Source organism: Methylobacterium sp. J-072 (assembly GCF_022829425.1).
GTDB lineage: Bacteria > Pseudomonadota > Alphaproteobacteria > Rhizobiales > Beijerinckiaceae > Methylobacterium.
Map to the genome: position 1 here is coordinate 48,118 of NZ_JAKSYK010000214.1, position 18,234 is coordinate 66,351.

Annotated in this window: 20 protein-coding genes; 6 read left to right on the top strand and 14 right to left on the bottom strand. The window is 69.6% G+C overall.

Going from position 1 to position 18,234, the window contains the following annotated elements:
- Positions 1-201 precede the first annotated feature (201 nt).
- The 3 genes from secD to MKK67_RS28335 all read right to left on the bottom strand — a co-directional run bounded on the left by secD (position 202) and on the right by MKK67_RS28335 (position 3,204).
- Positions 202-1,806 carry a protein translocase subunit SecD gene (secD, locus tag MKK67_RS28325; protein WP_243971831.1) on the bottom strand — a complete coding sequence of 535 codons (1,605 nt, stop codon included), beginning with the start codon at positions 1,804-1,806 and terminating at the stop codon, positions 202-204.
- A 57-nt stretch (positions 1,807-1,863) separates the two neighbouring features.
- Positions 1,864-2,199 carry a preprotein translocase subunit YajC gene (gene yajC, locus MKK67_RS28330; protein WP_243971834.1) on the bottom strand — a complete coding sequence of 112 codons (336 nt, stop codon included), beginning with the start codon at positions 2,197-2,199 and terminating at the stop codon, positions 1,864-1,866.
- Positions 2,200-2,319: 120 nt separating this feature from the next.
- Positions 2,320-3,204 (bottom strand): alpha/beta fold hydrolase, encoded by an 885-nt coding sequence (locus MKK67_RS28335; RefSeq protein ID WP_243971837.1) that lies wholly within the window; start codon positions 3,202-3,204, stop codon positions 2,320-2,322.
- A gap of 123 nt (positions 3,205-3,327) precedes the next feature.
- On the opposite strand from MKK67_RS28335, the gene MKK67_RS28340 reads away from it, so the two are divergent.
- The gene (locus MKK67_RS28340; protein ID WP_243971839.1) at positions 3,328-3,720 is read left to right on the top strand and encodes a YidB family protein; all 393 of its coding nucleotides are present in this window, start codon (positions 3,328-3,330) and stop codon (positions 3,718-3,720) included.
- 81 nt (positions 3,721-3,801) lie between these two features.
- A complete protein-coding gene (locus tag MKK67_RS28345) occupies positions 3,802-4,143 on the top strand; it encodes a YidB family protein (RefSeq protein WP_243971841.1) in 342 nt (113 codons plus the stop codon).
- 90 nt (positions 4,144-4,233) lie between these two features.
- Here MKK67_RS28345 and MKK67_RS28350 read toward each other — a convergent pair whose 3' ends face one another.
- A complete protein-coding gene (locus MKK67_RS28350; protein ID WP_243971843.1) occupies positions 4,234-5,712 on the bottom strand; it encodes a peptidoglycan DD-metalloendopeptidase family protein in 1,479 nt (492 codons plus the stop codon).
- 190 nt (positions 5,713-5,902) lie between these two features.
- On the opposite strand from MKK67_RS28350, the gene MKK67_RS28355 reads away from it, so the two are divergent.
- Complete coding sequence (locus tag MKK67_RS28355) at positions 5,903-6,469, top strand: GNAT family N-acetyltransferase (RefSeq protein WP_243971961.1); 567 nt, start codon at positions 5,903-5,905, stop codon at positions 6,467-6,469.
- A 48-nt stretch (positions 6,470-6,517) separates the two neighbouring features.
- Here the strand turns inward: MKK67_RS28355 and MKK67_RS28360 are convergent, their stop codons facing one another.
- The 7 genes from MKK67_RS28360 to MKK67_RS28390 all read right to left on the bottom strand — a co-directional run bounded on the left by MKK67_RS28360 (position 6,518) and on the right by MKK67_RS28390 (position 12,065).
- Entirely contained in the window at positions 6,518-6,835 is a 318-nt protein-coding gene (locus MKK67_RS28360; RefSeq protein ID WP_243971845.1) for a hypothetical protein, read from the bottom strand.
- A gap of 292 nt (positions 6,836-7,127) precedes the next feature.
- Positions 7,128-8,405: a porin gene (locus MKK67_RS28365; RefSeq protein WP_243971847.1), complete on the bottom strand. Its 1,278-nt coding sequence runs from the start codon at positions 8,403-8,405 to the stop codon at positions 7,128-7,130.
- Positions 8,406-8,629: 224 nt separating this feature from the next.
- On the bottom strand, positions 8,630-9,478 hold the full coding sequence (locus tag MKK67_RS28370; RefSeq protein WP_243971850.1) for a 23S rRNA (adenine(2030)-N(6))-methyltransferase RlmJ: 849 nt from the start codon (positions 9,476-9,478) through the stop codon (positions 8,630-8,632).
- Positions 9,479-9,544: 66 nt separating this feature from the next.
- A complete protein-coding gene (locus MKK67_RS28375) occupies positions 9,545-10,207 on the bottom strand; it encodes a ribonuclease T2 (protein WP_243971852.1) in 663 nt (220 codons plus the stop codon).
- Positions 10,208-10,209: 2 nt separating this feature from the next.
- Entirely contained in the window at positions 10,210-10,671 is a 462-nt protein-coding gene (locus MKK67_RS28380; protein WP_243971854.1) for a hypothetical protein, read from the bottom strand.
- Between the two features lie 133 nt (positions 10,672-10,804).
- The gene (locus MKK67_RS28385; RefSeq protein WP_243971856.1) at positions 10,805-11,011 is read right to left on the bottom strand and encodes a hypothetical protein; all 207 of its coding nucleotides are present in this window, start codon (positions 11,009-11,011) and stop codon (positions 10,805-10,807) included.
- Positions 11,012-11,075: 64 nt separating this feature from the next.
- Positions 11,076-12,065, bottom strand: a complete 990-nt coding sequence (locus tag MKK67_RS28390) for an extensin family protein (RefSeq protein WP_243971963.1) — start codon at positions 12,063-12,065, stop codon at positions 11,076-11,078.
- A gap of 213 nt (positions 12,066-12,278) precedes the next feature.
- Between MKK67_RS28390 and MKK67_RS28395 the strand changes: the two genes are divergently transcribed.
- Positions 12,279-13,511: an amidase gene (locus MKK67_RS28395; RefSeq protein ID WP_243971858.1), complete on the top strand. Its 1,233-nt coding sequence runs from the start codon at positions 12,279-12,281 to the stop codon at positions 13,509-13,511.
- Between the two features lie 630 nt (positions 13,512-14,141).
- On the opposite strand, the gene MKK67_RS28400 is transcribed toward MKK67_RS28395, so the two are convergent.
- A complete protein-coding gene (locus MKK67_RS28400; RefSeq protein WP_243971860.1) occupies positions 14,142-14,618 on the bottom strand; it encodes a BLUF domain-containing protein in 477 nt (158 codons plus the stop codon).
- A 266-nt stretch (positions 14,619-14,884) separates the two neighbouring features.
- Entirely contained in the window at positions 14,885-16,030 is a 1,146-nt protein-coding gene (locus tag MKK67_RS28405; protein ID WP_243971863.1) for an AI-2E family transporter, read from the bottom strand.
- Positions 16,031-16,195: 165 nt separating this feature from the next.
- On the opposite strand from MKK67_RS28405, the gene MKK67_RS28410 reads away from it, so the two are divergent.
- Complete coding sequence (locus tag MKK67_RS28410) at positions 16,196-16,336, top strand: hypothetical protein (protein WP_243971865.1); 141 nt, start codon at positions 16,196-16,198, stop codon at positions 16,334-16,336.
- Positions 16,337-16,582: 246 nt separating this feature from the next.
- On the opposite strand, the gene MKK67_RS28415 is transcribed toward MKK67_RS28410, so the two are convergent.
- The gene (locus tag MKK67_RS28415; protein WP_243971867.1) at positions 16,583-17,053 is read right to left on the bottom strand and encodes a molybdenum cofactor biosynthesis protein MoaE; all 471 of its coding nucleotides are present in this window, start codon (positions 17,051-17,053) and stop codon (positions 16,583-16,585) included.
- A 152-nt stretch (positions 17,054-17,205) separates the two neighbouring features.
- Here MKK67_RS28415 and MKK67_RS28420 point away from each other — a divergent pair, with 152 nt between their 5' ends.
- A complete protein-coding gene (locus tag MKK67_RS28420) occupies positions 17,206-18,225 on the top strand; it encodes a gamma carbonic anhydrase family protein (protein WP_243971869.1) in 1,020 nt (339 codons plus the stop codon).
- Positions 18,226-18,234: the final 9 nt, after the last annotated feature.

Below are 18,234 nucleotides of genomic sequence, written 5' to 3' on the forward strand. Positions count from 1 at the left end.
CACCGGCACGATCCCGTCCCACCCGCGACCTCATCCTGAGGCGCTTGCGCCCCGCGCAAGCCTCGAAGGAGGCCTCCAGGCTGCGCGCGGTCCCTGGATCCCTCCTTCGGAGCCCGCTGGCGCGGGCACCTCAGGATGAGGTTCGGGGTTTGGATCGGCGGATCACACCGGCGGCGATGCATCTCCCGAAAGGAAGTTCATTCAGAACGGCAGGGCCTTCGGCCTGAACGTCTTATACCACACCGCGATCATCATCCGGGTCAGCGTCACGGCGGTGATGACGGTGGTGAGGATGCCGAGGATGAACACCACGGCGAACCCCTTCACCGGCCCGGAGCCGAGGAAGAACAGGATCAGCGCGGCGATCGCCATGGTCGAGTTCGAGTCGATGATCGTCGCGAAGGCGCGGTCGAAGCCGGCCTGGAGCGCGGAGATCAGCGAGCGGCCGGCATGGCTCTCCTCGCGCATGCGCTCGTAGATCAGCACGTTGGAATCCACCGCCGTGCCGATGGTGAGCACGATGCCGGCGATGCCCGGCAGGGTCATGGTCGCCTCCAGCACCGACATCAGGCCCAGGATCAGCCCGACATGGACCATCAGGGCGATGTTGGCGATGAAGCCGAAGGTGCCGTAGGTGGCGAACATGAAGCAGACCACCAGGCCCGCCGCCACCAGGGTCGCGAGCTTGCCAGCCTGGATCGAGTCGCGGCCGAGGCCGGGGCCGACGACGCGGCGCTCGACCACGGTGAACTTGGCCGGCAGCGCGCCGGCCCGGAGCAGGACAGACAGGTCGTTGGCCTGCTGAACCATGAAGTTGCCGGTGATCTGACCCGAGCCGCCGGTGATCGCCGAGCGGATCACCGGGGCTGAGACCACCTCGTTGTCGAGCACGATCGCCATGCGCCGGCCGACATTCTCCGAGGTCGCCTGGCCGAAGCGCTGGGCGCCGCGCAGGTTGAATTTGAAGCTGACCATCGGCTCATGCGACTGCTGGTCGAAGGCCGGCTGGGCGTCGGTCAACTCGCCGCCATCGGCCATGACCCGGCGCTCGACCGGGACCTTGGCGCCCTTCTCGTCCTTGGAGGGCAGCATGTCGACATCGCCGGAGGGGCTGTCGGCGAGCATGCGGAACTCGAGCTTGGCGGTGGAGCCCAGCAGCTTCTCCAGCCGCTCCGGATTCTGCTCGCCCGGGACCTGGATCAGGATCCGGTCGGCACCCTGCTGCTGGATCGACGGCTCGGTGGTGCCGGTGGAATCGAGCCGGCGGCGGATGACCTCGATGCCCTGGCTGACCGCCCGGCGGGTGCGCTCGGTGATGCCGACATCGGTGAGCGTCAGCCGGATCACGCCGCCGGGCTGCTCGGTGATGTCGAGGGTGCGGGCAGCAGTCTGGCCGATCGACGTGGTGATCGGCAGCGACAGCTCCTGCAGCTTCGGCAGGACCTTGGCCCGGGCTGCGTCGTCCGCGACCTTCACCTGGACGCCGCGCTGGAGCAGGCCGATGCCGCCGTCGGCGCGGACGTTCTCCTGCTGGAGGGTGCGGCGCACGTCGTCACGCAGGGCCTTGGCCTGGGAGGCGACCAGCTCGTTCTGATCGACCTCCAGCAGCAGCTGCGAGCCGCCCTGGAGGTCGAGGCCGAGCACGATCGCCCGGGTCGGCACGATCCAGGCCGGGAACCAGGACGGCAGGCTCGCCATGAAGCCCTTGCGCTGCTCGGGCGAGAAGAAGCTCGGCACCGCGAGCATCAGGCCGATCAGGATCGCCGCGAGGGTCGTGATGATCTTCGCACGGGAGAAGCGCAGCATCGGCCGGTGTTTTCTCTATCAAGCCGGCGGGTTACGCCGGCCGCTTCATGGAAGGTGTCAGGCGGCCTTGGCCGGTCCGCCCTTGGCGCGGACCTCGGAGATCATCGTCCGGACGACCCGCACGCGGACGTTCGGGGCGATCTCGACCTCGATCTCGGACTGATCGTCCACGGCCTTCACGACCCGCCCGACCAGGCCGCCATTGGTGACGATCGTGTCGTCCCGGCGGACCGCCTTGATCAGCGCCTGGTGGTCCTTGACCCGTTTCTGCTGCGGTCGCAGGATCAGGAAATACATGATCACGAAGATCAGGACGAACGGGATCACCTGAAAGGCGATCTCCGCTCCGCCAGCGGCCGTAGCGGCCCCTTGCGCGAAGGCGGGGGTGATCAACGAGCGTCTCCTGCGATTGGCACGCAGGCCTGCTGCCGATTGCGGCGTGTGCAGACCTGTCTGAAAGCGCGCGGACTATAGCCAGGGGCTTCCCGAAAGCAACGCCCCGCGCTCAGGCCATCACAGCAGGCCGAGCACAGCCTCCGCGAAGGCGTCCGGCGCCTCCTGAGGAAAGTTGTGGCCGACCCCCGCGACGACGGCGCGCCGGTACGGCCCGGTGAAGTGCTCCGCGTCTGTGTCGGTCGCCGGCGGCGGCCCGACGCCGTCGTCGGCCCCGAGCAGGACCACCGACGGCACGGCGATCTCGGGCTGGGCCGCCAGCCGGGCCTCGATCTCGATGAGCGCCGGATCGCCGGGGACCAGGCCGAAGCGGTGGCGGTAGGAATGGACCACCACGTCGACGAAGTCCGGGTTCGCTTCGAAGGATCGGGCGGTCCGCGCAAACGTCTCTTCGGAGAACCGCCAGGTCGGGGACCAGAGCCGCCACAACAATTCGCAGAACTGCGCGCGGTTGGCCGCCAGGCCGGCGCGGCCGCGCTCGCCGTGGAGGTAATACTGGTACCACAACCTGTGCTCGACGTCCGGCGCCGCCGGGTTCCCAGCGGCTGGGATATTCTGGATGTTGTAGCCCACGCCGCAGCTCACGAGACCCGCCGCCCGACCCGGCCAGAGCGCCGAGACCACGCAGGCCGCCCGGCCGCCCCAATCGTAGCCCGCGAGCACGGCCCGCTCGATTCCGAGCGCGTCCAGGAAGGCCAGGAGGTCGGCCCCGAGGGCCGCCTGCTCGCCGGAGCGCAGGGTGGCGGGATCGCGGAACCGGGTCGGCCCATAGCCCCGCAGATACGGGATCAGGCAGCGCACGCCTTCGGAGGCGAGGCGCTCGGCCACGGCGTCGTAGGCGTGGATGTCGTACGGGAAGCCGTGGAGCAGCACCGCCGGCTTGCCATCCGGCGGCCCGACCTCCCGGTAGGCGACGTCGAGGACTCCGGCCTGCACGCGCTTCACGGATCGCTCCCTCGCTGACTCACCATCCTAACCTGATCCCCGCACAATTGCCGCATATGCTCTTGCCGACGACCCGATCCGCCCGACCTTGGGCGCGGTGACGGAACCGGGAGATACGACACGATGGGCCTGCTCGACGGTGTGAAGACCCTGATCGGCGACGTGGTCGCGGCGGCCGACCGGGCGGTCGTGAGCACCGGCAGCGGCAAGCTCGCCCTGGCGCTGGCCAAGTTCTATCCCGGCGGCCTCGTCGCCTTCCTGGACCGGCTGCGCGAGACCGGCCATGGCGAGGCCGTCGACTCCTGGATCGCGCCGGGCGAGAACCGCCCCGTCCCGGTCGACGCCGTCGCGCGATGCCTGCCGGATGCGGTCACCGAGCGGCTGGCCTACGACCTGAACCTGCCCGCCGGGCGGGTGGCGACGGCGCTCGCCGAGTTCCTGCCCGCGGCGGTCGCGGCCCAGAGCGAGGACGGCCGGCTGAAGCCGCAGCCGAACTTCAGCACGCAGGTCCGCTGATCGTTTTGTCGGCGGCGGCCCTCGGCCGGACCCGGTCGCGCCCTATGATCCTCCCGTACGGGGATCGACAGGAGGACCAGGATGAGCTTGCTCGATAGTCTCGGTGGTTCGCTGGGGCAGATGGCGCTCAAGGCACTGCCCGGTATCATCCAGCAGGTCCTGCCCGGCGGCCTCAACGCGCTGCTCGATCAGCTCCGCCGGTCCGGCTACGAGAGCCAGGTCAATTCCTGGCTGGGCCGCGGCCCGAACGAGCCGATCACCGCCGACGACCTCCAGAAGGTCCTGGGCAACGAGCAGATCCGCCAGATGGCGCAGAAGCTCGGCATTCCGGTCGACCAGCTGTTCCCGACCCTGGCCAAGGCCCTGCCGGAAGCGGTGGACCACCACAGCCCGGACGGAACGCTGCAGGTGCCCAAGGTCTGATCGCGGGGGCCTGACGGCGCAACAGGGGCCGTCGCGAACGAAAACGGCGGCCCCTCTCGGGACCGCCGCGTTGAGGCGTGTAGCGTCGCCTCAGTTGCTGGCGAGCTGGGACATCGGGTCCACCGGCGAGCCGCCCTTGCGGATCTCGAAGTGCAGCTGCGGCGAGGTCACGTTGCCCGAGGCGCCGGACTTGGCGATGGTCTGGCCGCGCTTGACCTTGTCGCCGGGCTTCACGTCGATCTCGCCGTTATGGGCGTAGGCCGAGACGAAGCCGTTGGCGTGGCGCACCAGCACCAGCTTGCCGTAGCCCTTCACGTCCGAGCCGGCATAGGCCACCGTGCCTTCCTCGGCGGCCTTGACCGGCGTGCCTTCCGGCACCGCGATGTTGATGCCCTCGTTGCCCGAGGTGCCGTAGCCCGAGATCACCCGGCCCTTGGCGGGCCAGCGGAAGCTCTCGGACGGGGTCGCATCGGCGACCGAGCCGGTGGCGGCGGGCTCGGGCTTGGCCGGCGCGGCCGCGGCGACCGGCTTCGGCGCCTCCTTGGCGGCGACCTTCTCGGGCTTCTCCGCGGCGGCGGCCTTCTGGGCCGCCTCCTTGGCGGCCTTGGCCTCGGCGAGTTTCTGGGTGGCCTCGGCCTTCGCGGACGCCTTGGCTTCGGCCTTGGCTTCCTGAGCCTTCGCCTCGGCCTTGGCCTTCGCATCCGCCTTCGGATCGGCCTTCTTCTCATCCGCCTTGGCGACCTGGCCCGGGCGGACGTGCTTCTTCTTGTCGGCCTCCTTCAGGGACGCCTCCTTGCGGGATTTTTCTTCCGCGACCTTGCGGGCGGCGGTATCCCGGGCGAGCGCTTCCTTGCGGTCCGCTTCCTTCTCGGCGGCGGCCCGCTTGGTCTCTTCGCGCTTTGCCTCTTCGCGCTTTGCCTCTTCGCGCTTGGCCTCCTCACGCTTGGCCGCCTCCTTGGCGTCCTCGCGCTTGGTGGGAACCTTGGCTTCGATCTGCCGGGCGTCCTCGCGCTTCTCCTCGGCGGCCCGGGCCGGACGCGCGGTCATCGGGGCCGCGGCCGGGTTCAGCCCGGAGGCGTTGTAGACCGGGATCACGATCTGCCGGCCGGGGGTGATCTGGCTGGCGTTGGACAGGCCGTTGGCCGACAGGATCGCCGAGGCCGGGACGCCGAAGCGCGTCGACATCTGGTTCAGGCTGTCGTTCTTCGACACCGTGATCTGGGTGCCGCCCTGCGCGCTCCAGCCCGGCGTGCCGGTGGAGGCGACGCGGGTGGCCGGTGCGGCCGCCGGAGTCGGGGCCGGGATCGCCGTGGCCGCCGGGCGCGGGGTCGCGCCGGGGGCGCCGAGCGCCTCGGACTGGATCCGGCCGGTGCGGATCGCCGGCGCCGGCTTGAGGCCGCCCTCCGGCAGGCTGCCGGTGGCGGCAGGCTCCGACGAGAAGGGGTTGGAGAATGGGTTGCTCAGGCGCGATGCGTCCGAGGAACAGGCGGCGGCACCGCCGCCGATGATGCCGATGAGGGCGACGCGCGACAGCGTCCGTAACCCTCGACCCGTACCGCGCACCCGCATCGACGCACCCGTTTGCCTGACGCAACTTGATGCCCCAATGAAGACGGATTCAGGTTAAGCAACCGTTCCCGTCCGGCCTATCCGTGACCACGCCGCGCTCTGTTCGACGAGTCGTCGAAGTCTTCGCGGGATGAAACCCGGGGGCATGACCGTGCCTTTTCCGGCCCGGCTGCCACCCCACATCGGAACGATGTTTACCATCCGCGCCACCCGCGACAGCCTCGCCGACCTGCCCCGGCTCGAGACCGCCCGGCTGTCGATCGCGGCCCTGCGGCCCGAGGATGCCCAGGACCTGCGCCGGCTCACCGACGATCCGGCCATCACCGCGGCGGTCGATTTCCTGCCGGCGCCCTTCACGGTGCGCGATGCCGAAGACCTGATCCGCAGCGGTGCGCGCGGCCAGGACCGGTTCCTGGGGGCCTGGATGCGCGGCAGCGGCGCGCAGGACGCCGATGCGGAGCCATTGCCGGCCGCAGCCAGGTCGGACCTTGTCGGCGTCGTCGGGACGCATCTGCGCGGTCCCGGCGCGATCGAGATCGGCTACTGGGTCGGCGGCGCGGCACGCGGGCGCGGCTTCGCCTTCGAGGCGGTCTCGGCGATCCTAGGGCTTCTGGCCCGGCGCTTCCCGGCGCGCATCATCGTGGCGGAATGCCGCCCCGGCAACGTCGCCTCCTGGGGCCTCCTCCAGAAGCTGGGCTTCCGCGATACCGGGGAGGAGGGGCACCGGCCCGGCCGGCGCTTGCTCCGGCGGGACTGAGCGGCACCGATCGCGAGACCCCACGACGCAGGACGGCCGCTGCCGCCTTCAGTTCAGCGCCTCGGCCAATTCGGCGGTCGCAGCCTCGGCCGTCTTGGCGACCCGGCGCTTCTTCTTGTGGCCGTCCACCTTGATGGTCCGCTCATCCTCGGACACGCGCTCGACGAGGGCGAAGCCGTGCAATTCGGCCAGGCAGGCCAGATCCTGCGATTGCTCCTCGGTCAACGCATAGAAGGCGGCCCGCACGATATCTCTCTTGGACGCATCGGGATGCTTCTCCCGGACGGCGGCACGCAACGCCTTCGGCGACATGCCGGGCGCGGCGACACTCCGCAACGTGTCCGACAAAACCTTGATCACCGGCATTTCCAGAGGCCCTCAACATTCACGCGTTACGAGCGAAGGACAATAGGTGATACGCCCATACCATCGCAAGTTCCGAGCGCCTTAAAGCTTGCTCGAACCGTCCTGATAACCCGCCATAGATCGCGATCATTGTGAGTTTGGAAGATTTTCTATATTAAAATTCGCGGATCAACGCGAGATAATCTCGGTTTTTCGGAAGACGTTCAGGTTTTTTTACAGGCAAGAAAAAACCCCCGGGCTCGCGCCCGGGGGTTCAAAACATCCGGCCCGAAGGCCGGTATGGGGAATCGGATCAGAAGGTGATGCCGGTCTCGACCATGTAGCGGTCCTGCGTGGTGCGGTTGCCGGTGCGGCCGAAGCCGCTGCCCAGCGTGCCCTCGGCGAGATTTCCGCGGGTGATGCCGCCGAGTTCGACATGGGCGTACTCGACCCGGAAGAAGTAGCGGTCGAACGTGAAGGTCGGCGTGACGGTGACCGAGAAGGCGTTGCTGCCGGCACCGAAGCCGAGCAGGTTCGTTCCGCCGGAGCCCCGCACGCCGGTCTGCTCGGTGTATTCGACGCGGCCGGCCAGCGAGAAGTTGTCGGTGAAGGAATAGGCCGCCAGCAGGGCACCACCGTAGGTCGATGCGGTGTTGTTGATCCCGACGCGGACGTCACGTTCGACGTTGGTGAACTGGAAGTACGGCGAGACGATCCAGGGACCGTTCGCGTAGGTGTAGTTGATGTTGAAGATGCCGCTGTTCTGCTGCGCGTTCGGCGTCGCGAACTGGTAGCGTGGGCTGCGATCGAGAGCATTGGTGCGCCCGACGTTGAGGCCGCCGTTGACGCCGATCGTGTTGAAGTCGTCGAGCTTGTAGGCGACGTTGCCGGTGAACCAGGTGATCTCGTTGGAGAAGAAGCCGTCGGTGCCGGCGAGCGAGACCGAGAGCGGGCCGCTGGCGTAATTGACCTGCACACCCTGGTTGATGAAGTTCTCCTGCACGAACAGGAGGCCGCGGTTGATGTTCAGGTTCTGATAGGTGAACAGCAGCTCGGTGCCGATCAGGGTGAACATCCGTCCGCCCTGGACCGACCATTCATCGTTGATCTGGATCTTGCCGAAGGCGACCGGGACCGGGCCGAACAGCAGGTCGGTCTGGGTGAACGTCCCGAGGGTCGGGAAGCCGAGCTGCGGGATCGAGTAGCCGCCAGCCTGGATGTAGAACTGGAACGCGCCCTCGGGTTTCTGAATGATGCCCTGGATGTTCGAGAAATCGAACCGCGCGGAGCGATCTCGGTCATTGGGGGCGGCCGGCGTCGAGAACGACGCGAACGGGTTGGTCTGCGTGTAGCCGTAGCCGGTGACGGCACCGCCGACATAGAGGTCGCCCAGCGGACCGGCCGAGAAGCAGGTCGGGTTCGGGTTGGCCTTGATCGTGCCGCTATAGGTCGGGCCCAGGAGCGTGGCCTTGCAGGGCTCGGCCGGGGGCGGCACCGGCACGGGCGCCTTGGTCTGCAGGTCGGCCGCGAGGATGCTGGTCGTGGAGAGCAGCACGGTGGCCAGGCCGGCCAGGGTGGATCGCTTCAGCATGATGTCGCAGCTCGTTCGAATTGGTTCCCGGCCAAGCTGACACCGACCCGTGAATGATACAAAAGCAAACTAACGGCACTTGCCTAGTTTTTAGTCATTCCGGGGCTCACAACGCGGGTCGGCCGGGAAATGTGGCTTTAGCGCCACAACAGAGTTGGCCGCACTTGAGCGAAATCTCTTAAAGAATTGTTCCGGCCTTGCCGTCCCGAATCAATAGTGACGAATCAGCTCTCACGACCGAGCGAATCGCAGCGAAATCCGCCGAACGCCTCCCGAGCCAGCCGCTGTGCTAGGGCCGGCAAGAACAGAAGCGCCTCTTCGGCCAGGCGCCAGGGCGGATTGACCACGATCAACCCGCTGCCGGAGAGCCGCGTCGGGTCGTCCGGCCGGTCGATCAGCAGGTCGAGGCGCAGGGCCGGACGGGGCAGGGCGGCGTCGAGATCGCGGACCATGCGGTCGATCGCGGCCGCGTCCTTGATCGGATACCAGGCCAGGAAGATCCCGGTCGGCCATTTCGCCACCGCCCGGGCGAGATGGCTGCCGAGGCGCTCGATCTCGCCCGGCACCTCGTAGGGCGGGTCGATCAGCACGAGGCCGCGGCGCTCCGGGGGCGGGATCTGGGCGTTGACGGCGGTCCAGCCGTCGAGGTTCAGGACCTTGGTGCGCCCGTCGCGTTCGTAGCGGTCCCGCAGGGTCGCGGCGTCCTCCGGGTGGAGCTCGACGAACACGCCCTTGTCGCCGGGCCGCAGCGCCTCGCGGATCATGGCCGGCGAGCCGGGATAGGCAGTCGCGCCATAGCGGGCCTGCACCGCCGCCACGGCCTCCCGGTAGGGCGCGAGCAGCGCCTCGACCTCGGCCGCGAAGGGCTCGGCCATCCGGCCCCAGCCGTCCCGCCACTCGCCGGTGCGGGAGGCCTCATCGGCCGTGAGGTCGTAGATCCCGAGGCCCGCGAAGGCGTCGAGCGCGCGGAACGGCTTGTCCTTGAGGCAGAGATGCGCGAGCACCCGCGCCAGGACGAGATGCTTGAGCACATCGGCATGGTTGCCGGCGTGGAAGGCGTGCCGATAGTTCATGGCTGCGCCCTCAAGCGGATCCCGCGGTCCGGGTCCAGCCTCGAACCGCCAAACCGACCAAATAAATCAGCGGGCGGCGTCCAGCGTGATCTCCGGCGCGCGACAATTGCCGCGGGCGACATCGGGGCAAGGAGCGAAGCCGCGCAGGTCCTTGGAGAAGCAGATCCGCACCTCCTGGAGTTGCCCGCGGGTGCAGGTCACCGCCATCATGTCGGGGCGCAGGCCGCGGTTGGCGGCCACGAATTGCCGGGCGATCTCGATCGGCGCCAAAGTTTGCGGAGCTCCGCCGCCCTTCAGGCCGTCGGGGATCGTCACGGCGAGGCGCGCATCGCGGGCGGCCTGGAAGTAGCTGGTGGGGTCGAGGCCGGAACAGGTGCCATGGGCGCGCCACTCGTGCCGGGCGAGCCCCTCGCTCGGATAGACCTGCCCGGCCACCTCCAGTGCCTGCCGGGTCGGCGCGCGCTCCACCGCGGAGCAGTTCTGCGGGTAGCCGCGGGCGTATTGCGGCCACAGTCCGTGCACGACGAAGCCGAGGCCCCGGCCGGGGGTGCATTGCACGTCGTTCCGGCGCTCGCCGACGCCGGCGCAGTAGGTCGGCGACCACGACAGGGCCAGCACGTAGAAGTCGAACGCGCCCGGCTCGCTCCGGCGGCTGAAGCCGCCGACATCCTGGGCGGCGGCCGGCCCCGCGAGCAGCAGGCCGGCGAGGCAGGCGGCGCGGACGCGCATGGTCAGGGGCGCGCCATCCGGCAGGCGGTGGCGTAGGCGTAGGCCAGGTCGCGGTCGAGGCCGTGGACGCAGAACTCGACGCCCCAGCTCGCCCCGATGATGCCGAGGCTCTCGCGGACCGAGTAATCGACCTTGCGGCGCACCCCGTCCGACGTGGTGACGGTGGCCGAGCAGAACCGGCGCGGATAGGTGTCGAGCCCCCAGGGCCGCCAGGCGGTGCGCTCGATCGTGTCGAAGGACCGGATCGTCATCGACGAATTCCAGTACTTCGCCTCCTTCTCGGCGAAGTTGGTCGAGACCCGCTCCAGGACGCTCGGGTCCTGGCAGCCGGGGATCTGCGCGTCGAACGGAAAGATCCGCTCTTCGGCGGGCTCGATATCCTCCCGGGCCGAGCGGGCCAGGGCCGGCTGCGCGACGGAGAGGAGGGCCAGCCCGAGGGCCAGGCTGTGAAGGATCGGGCGCATGGCGCGTGCCTCGGCGGGGGTGCTGTCCTGCATGCGCGAGACGATGGCTTGGCGGGGGCGCCAGTCAAGTCGGCTTAGGGTTGAACCGGCGGTTTACCGGGCGGTGCGGCGCGGCGGCCACGGTCCCGAAGTGCTACGCGCCGGTCGGCCCAGTCCTGGCGCGCGGATACCGAATGGTCCCGCTCTCGACGGCGGCCAAGCGGCGCCGGCCCTCGGCCTTCAGCGCTTCGATATCCAACGGCGCCGAGGGGCCGCTTTCGATTCCCGCGCGGATATCTCGCCGCAACGCATCCAGTTTGGCCGCCCGACACCGCTCGTCCAGGATGTAGCTCGACGACATCGCCCCCTCCGCGAATGCCGCGAGACTACCACTTGGCGATCGCCCCGCAATCCGGGGTCACGGTTCAGTAGATCGGCCCCGTGCTCGGCGGCGGCGCGCCGAGCTGCAGCGGCTCGTCGTAATCCTGCACCGGCTCCTCCGGGGCAGCCGCGGCGATGCGCGGCGCGGGCCGGACCGGCGGCGCGGAGGTGTAGGCCGTGGCAGCCGGCACGCGCGCCGGGGCGCGGGCGACCTGGGTCGGGCTCGCGGCCTTCGACATCGGCGAGACGCCGTAGGGATCGTCCTCCTCGATATCCACCGGCGCCTGCGGAGCGGCCGGCTGGCGCGGCGGCGGGACCGGGCGCGACAGGGGCCGCTCGACCCCGGTGCCGAGCTGGGGCGTGAACTTGATCAGCGGCTGGCAGATCCGCTTGAGGCCGCGCGGGTCGTGCCGGGCGAGATCGACGTGGATGTGATCGTAGTGGAACACGTTGGAGCCCGGGGCCAGCACCGTGGTGAAGCGCTGGCAGGCGCCGAGGAAGATCTCGCGCAAAAAGCCCTGCTCGGCCTCCGTCCCGCGCCAACCGCCTTTGACGGTGATGACGTGGCCGTCGGCCAGCTTGATCGACATCACGTCGATCGCGTTGCCGAAACCGTGCTCGGAGAGCTTGGCGCCGGGCTGGTTGTTGCGCCCGCGGCAGGAATAGGAGCCGGCGTTGATCTCGGCCACCGGCACGCCGAAATACAAGTCGGCGGCGGGCTGGATCGTGTCGGCGAGCCAGGCCTCGGCCTCGGCCAGCGCCGGGCAGCCCAGCGTCATCCGCTGCTTCATCACCACCGTGCCGCCGGCCAGCCGCGTCACCCGGAAGGGCTGCTGCATGCCGCACGGGCCGGGCCCGTCCATCGCCGCGATCGGCGTGATGAACTCGGTCGGCTCGACCAGTTTCTTCGCCAGGCAGACCTGCTCCGCCTGATCGCGCCACGGGTCGCGCCGCTCGAACCGGTTGATCGAGCACGCGGTGAGCCCCGCGCCGAACAGCGCCAGAGCCGAGAACAGGGATACGCCACGCCACATGACCCGGACGATGCGCACGACCGCGTAAAGCGTTCGTCAACGCCGATTCGGGAATGGCCCGGCCTGTGGCCTCCGAGAACCGTCCCCGATCGCCATGCGATCGAGGACGGTTCTCAATCCTCGATGTAGCGCGCTCGCTGACGCCGAACCGGCCTCCCCTTCAACGGCGAGCGCTTGAGTTGACAGAGCGCCGGCCCGGGGACTGAATACAGAATGCTGTCAATCCTCGATCTCCGCGCCCGCATCGAAGCCGGCACCCTGACGCCCTCGGGCGCGATCGACCTGTGCCGTGCGGCCATCGCCGCGCGGGAGCCGGAGTTGCGCACGCTGGTGACGCTGGACGACAACCCGGCCATCCCGGCATCCGGGCCGCTCGCCGGCATCGCGGTGGGCGTGAAGGACATCATCGACAGCGCCGGCCTGCCGACCCAGATGGGCTCCGCGCTCTACGAGGGCTGGCGGCCCCGGGGCGATTCCGCGGTGGTGGCGCGTCTGAAGGGCCTCGGCGCCGTGGCTCTGGCCAAGACCACCACCACGGCCTTCGCCAGCAGCGACCCCACCGAGACGGTCAACCCGCACGATCCCAGCCACACCCCGGGCGGATCCTCGGCGGGCTCCGCCGCCGCGGTGGGGGCGGGGCTTCTGCCCCTGGCGCTCGGCACCCAGACGGCGGGCTCGGTGATCCGGCCGGCAAGCTATTGCGGCTGTGCGGCGGTGAAGCCGTCCTTCCGGCTGATCCCGACGGTCGGGGTCAAGACCTATTCCTGGGCGCTCGACACGGTCGGGCTGTTCGCCGCCGGGGTCGCGGACGTCGCCCACGCCTTGGCGCTGGTCACCGGCCGCCCGGAGATCGCGCAGGCCGAGGCCGGCTCTGCCCCGCGCATCGGCCTCGTGCGGCAGGATTTCGCCGAGGCGCCAGAGCCCGCCGCCGAGGCTGCCCTGGCCCGCGCGCGGCAGGCCGCCGAGCGGGCCGGCGCGCAGGTCACCGACCTCGCGCTGCCGCCGGAGCTGGCGCTCGCCTGGGAGCGCCACCGAATCATCCAGAACTACGAGGGCCGTCTGGCGCTGGCCTGGGAATACGACTCCCATCGCGACGCGCTGCCGCCGCGGGTCCGGGAGCATCTCGACGCCGGCGCGGCGATCGCGGCCGCGGCGTACGACGAGGCCCGCCGCCACGCCCACCGGGCTCGCCGGGTGCTCAAGGGCCTGTTCGCCGAGTACGACGCGATCCTGACCTTCTCGGCCCCCGGCCCGGCCCCGGCGACCCTGGCCTCCACGGGCGATCCGCGCTTCAACCAGCTCTGGACCCTGATGGGCGTGCCCTGCGTGAACGTGCCGGTGCCGGGCGACCATCTGCCGGTGGGCGTCCAGGTGATCGGCCGCTTCGGCGATGACGGCCGCGCGCTGGCGGTGGCCCGGATGATCGAGGATGCGCTGCGCGGGTGACTGGCTCGCCTGCGGCGCCCCGGAATGACGGGCGTTCGCGTAGGGCCGGCGGATCCGTAGGAGCCCATAGGAGCGAAGGCGCGGCGTGCCGGACACGTCCAGGACTCGCCTCAGTCGGCTCGCCTGCGCACCGGATGCTTCCGGCCCAACTGAGTCGGACCCATTGCTGCACGTGCGGCCTGAAAGCGGATACAGGCCCGGGGCCTGATTGACGGTAAGAAATGCCCCTCACCGATCCTTGAGCCCGTCCGCTTTTAATAGCGACGCGACCGCTCTCAGAGCCTGTTTGACTGCGTGATCGCAGTCGCGTGACGGTTCTGACTGACGTGTATCCCAATCTCTCCCCTCATCCTGAGGTGCTGCACAGCAGCCTCGAAGGAGCCCTCCAGGGATCGCGCGGCTGGCTGGAGGGCTCCTTCGAGGGCTCCGCTCCGCTACGCCACCTCAGGATGAGGTCGAGAATGGGAACAACCAGTCAAACGGGCTCTCAGTGTCATCGTTCGGAGCAGATCATCACAACATGCCATTGGCATGGCCGCAGCGAGCAACCAGCCAAAAGACGTCGCCGCGGATACATGTCGCCACGACGCCAGTGGCGGATCGGCTGGAGGCGACCGGGTGCTGGCCCGATCAGCTTCGCCCAAGCGAAACCAGCGGCCCCGAATCGAGTTGCTTGAGAATCCGCGTCAGTGCCGCGACGTTGTTCTTGTCTTCGGCGCTGTCCAGCGCGTCCTGCAGTACCAGGCGGATGTCCTCGGCTTCGACCCTCTCCATGTCCCAGTTCGGATAGAGACGCTCCCGCTCTTCCTCGCTCTGGCTCAGCGAAACGATATCGTAATGGCGCGGATCGCCATGAAGGCTCGTGATCAGCGTCTGGATCTCGGCGGCCGGCCCCTCGATCCACTGGAAGAAGACGCCGCTGCCGTAAACCAGCACCCCGGTGATGCCGCGCGCGAGATTGTGGCGCTGGGCCGCCTCGACGATGCGGCCGACCTCGGCGTCGTCGAGGCCGTCGGCGGCACGGCTGCAGTAGACGAAATGATAAAGCGCGGGCAGCGCGGGTTCGTCCAACTCAGCGCCGCGTGGAATGCCGTATTCGTCGAACATGGGTCGGCGCGCTCCGTTTGTGCCAGGCAGGCCGTTCCGCCCAGCGCGTGAACGGCAGGATAACGCAACTGACCGAATTTGGAATTGAATCCGGCCGCCCAATACCTCGGTCGGACACCGAAGGCACTGCTACTCGACGGGCCGACAAGCGCGCTCGCCCTCGGCCAAACCAATTCGGTTTTGACCGACATTGTCACGGCCAAGCGGGTTGGGTTCAGACTTGAGTGGCGACACCACCCGCCGTCCCGCGCATCATAACCCGCGCCTCAACTGCTCGGCTGCTCGTGCAACGTGTCCTCCACGTAGAGCTGCTCCAGCAGCACCTTGATCACCGCCATCAGGGGCAGCGCCAGGGCGATGCCCCAGAGCCCAAAAATCACGCCCAGGATCAGCTGGCCGGCGAAGATCGTGGCCGGGGGGATGTCCAGGGCTCGCTTCTGGATGAACGGGGTCAGGCCGTAGCTCTCCAGGCACTGCACCGCCAGGTAGACGCCGATGGCGCCGATCACCGCCTTGAGGCCCGAGGCCAGGGCCGCCAGGATGATCACGATTCCCGCCACCAGCGGTCCCACGGTCGGCACGAAGGCCAGCAGGCCGGCCTGGAGGCCGAGGATCAGCGCGCCGCCGATCCCCAGGAAGGCCAGCCCAGCCCAGGTGCACAGGAAGATCACCGCCATGATGATCAGCTGGCCGAACAGCCAGTGCCGCAGGGTCTCGCCGGCACCGTCGAGGACCTTGGCCGCGCGCGGGCGCTTCTGCGGTGGGACGAAGCGCAGCGCACCGTCCCGGTAGGCCTTCGGGTCGGCCGCGAAGGCCAGCCCCAGGAAGGCGATCACCAGCAGGTTGCCCAGCGCGTCGAACAGCCCGAGGATGACGGCGGCGGCCGGCCCGAGGACGCTGCCCGCGTCGGAGACGATCGAGCTGCTGCCCTTGAGCAGGCCGTTGGCGAGGCCGCCGAGGCCACCCTCCTTCTGGCTGGACTCGGTCGAGCCGTCCTTGCCGCCGCCCTGGGGGGCGAGGCTCGGCACGTCGATGCCGCGCTCGGCGAGCCAGCCCGAAACCGTGCCGGCCTGGTCCTTGATCGTGGTGCCGAGGTCGCGCCCCTGCTGCACGATGGTGGCGCCGCCATAGGTCCCGAAGCCGAGTGCCGCGACGGCGACCGCGAGGCTGGCGATGGTCAGGCGCAGGCCCCGGGGCAGGGGCAGGACATGGCCGAGCCCTCGGGTCAGGCCGTCGAGGAACACGCCGAGCAGCACGCCCGCGAAGATCAGCAGCAGCGTGCCCACCGACATCCAGGCCAGCGCCAGCAACGCCGTGAAGCAGACGACGGCGATCCCCGAGGCCGCCAGCGGCAGGGCACCGCGCCAGGGCCCGACCGGGCCGTCCAAGTCCCGAAGTTGACCGTCCGTCATCACCGCTCCTGCATCGCGGGCTCACGAACGCCCCGGGCCGGCCGGGGTCAAGTGCGGCTCTCTACCAAGCTTGTGCGCAGCGCACCGCGACCGGAGGACGTTTCACGCGTTGTCTGCCCGCGCAACCGCTCCCGCGGGGAGCCGGGCGCATCCGGGAGAGACCACGTGAGCAGCAACGAGCCCCACACCCATTCCCTCGGCCCCGGCCGGACCGTGGACACGGGAGATCAGCTCAGCAGCGTGGTCATCCTCGGCCTCGCGATCGCCGGCGCGCTCGCCGCGGTGCTGTTCAACGCGATCCTGTAAGGCAATTCCGGACCGTTGGATCATCGGCTTCGGGAGCGGCTGTATCGGATGACCCGCTCCCCCTTTCCCGGACGCCTGGAACGCAGTGAAAGGTGATCCGGGACCCCGCAAGGACAGCGCCGTGCAGCGGCACCATCGAGACAGGGCGGACGCTTCGCGGTGTCGTGCGCTGGGTCCCGGGTCGCATTCCGCTGCCGCTGCATGCCCCCGGGAAAGGGCGCGGTGAAACCGCCGGACTGCGAGATTCTACGTGCCCCAGCGCTCGGCCGCGGCATCGTCGTGGGCGGCGGCCTCGACCCAGCCGCCGGTGGTGCCGTCGGCGAGGTGCTCGCGCTTCCAGAACGGCGCGCGGGTCTTGAGATAATCCATCAAAAAGTTCGCCGCCTCGAAGGCCGCGACCCGATGGCTGGAGGCGGTCACCACCAGCACGATGCCGTCGCCCGGCGAGACGCGGCCGTGGCGATGGATGACCCGAACGGCCTGGAGCGGCCAGCGGGCCACCGCCTCCTCGGCTACCCGAAGGATCTCGGCCTCGGCCATGCCGGGATAATGTTCGAGCTCCAGGGCCGCGAGGCGTCCGGCCTCGTCCCGGCACAGGCCCGTGAAGGTGACGACCGCCCCGGCCCGGCCGCCGAGTTCGGCGCCGATCCGGGCGATCTCGGCAGCGGTGTCGAAGGGCTCGGCCTGGATGGCAACGCTCGGGGCGGGGGCGCTCATGGTCCGGTCCAACGATCCTCGTCCGGCAGTGCGGGGGCGGCGCGGGACCGTCCCACGCCTGTCACACCCGGCCGCGCCTCTATATGGCACATCGATCCGCCTTCGCCCCGGTCGCGGGCGCGGCGGTGTGATCGGCGGAGAAGGATACCAATGTGACCCCCGACCTGATCCTGCCCTACGCGGGTGTCCTGCCGGATTTCGCCAGCCGCCCGGTCTGGTGCGGGCGCGGCAGCACGGTGATCGGCGCAGCCCGGATCGGCGCGCAGGCCTGGATCGGCGACGAGGCGGTGATCCGCGCCGACGGGCAGACCATCACCCTCGGGGACAGGTTCTGGCTCGGCCACCGCTCGACGGTGCATATCGCGACCCTCACCCACGGGACGCAGGTCGGCGACCGGGTGACGGTCGGGCGCAACAGCGTCGTGCATGCCTGCACGGTCGGTTCCGATGTCGTGATCGAGGACGATGTCGTGATCCTCGACGGGGCGGAGATCGGCGATAATTCGGTGATCGAGGCGGGCGCGACCGTGTTCCCGCGCATGAAGCTCGAAGGCGGCTACGCCTATGCCGGCAGCCCGGCGCGACCGAGCCGGCCGATCGACCCGGACGAGGTCGCCGAGCGGGCCGAGCGCCTGCGCGAGCGGATGGGCGACGGCTCGGCCGCCGATCCGGGCCTTCCCCCGGAGGTGGAGGACAGCGTGTTCGTGGCGCGGACCGCGCGCCTGCGCGGGCGGGTCAGCCTCGGGGCCGGCGCCAGCGTGCTGTTCTGCTGCGATCTCAATGCCGAGGTCGGGCCGATCGTGGTCGGGGCCGACACCAACATCCAGGACAACACCACGATCCGCACCCGGGGGGAGGGCGTGGTGATCGGGCGCGACACCACCATCGCGCATAACGTCCGGATCGCCGATTGCCGGATCGGCGCCCGGGCGCTGATCGGCATCGGCGCCAGCATCGCCCCCGGCACGCTGATCGCCGACGACGTCATGCTGGCGGCCGGGGCCACCACCGATCCCGGGCAGATCCTGGAGGCCGGCTATCTCTGGGGCGGCCGCCCGGCGCGGATCCTGTCGCCCCTGGACGCCGAGAAGCGCGCGATGATGATCCGCATCGTCGAGGGCTATTGCCGGCACGGGCGGGAGTATCGGGCGGCGCAGGCGGCGTTGGGTTAGCGCAAGCCG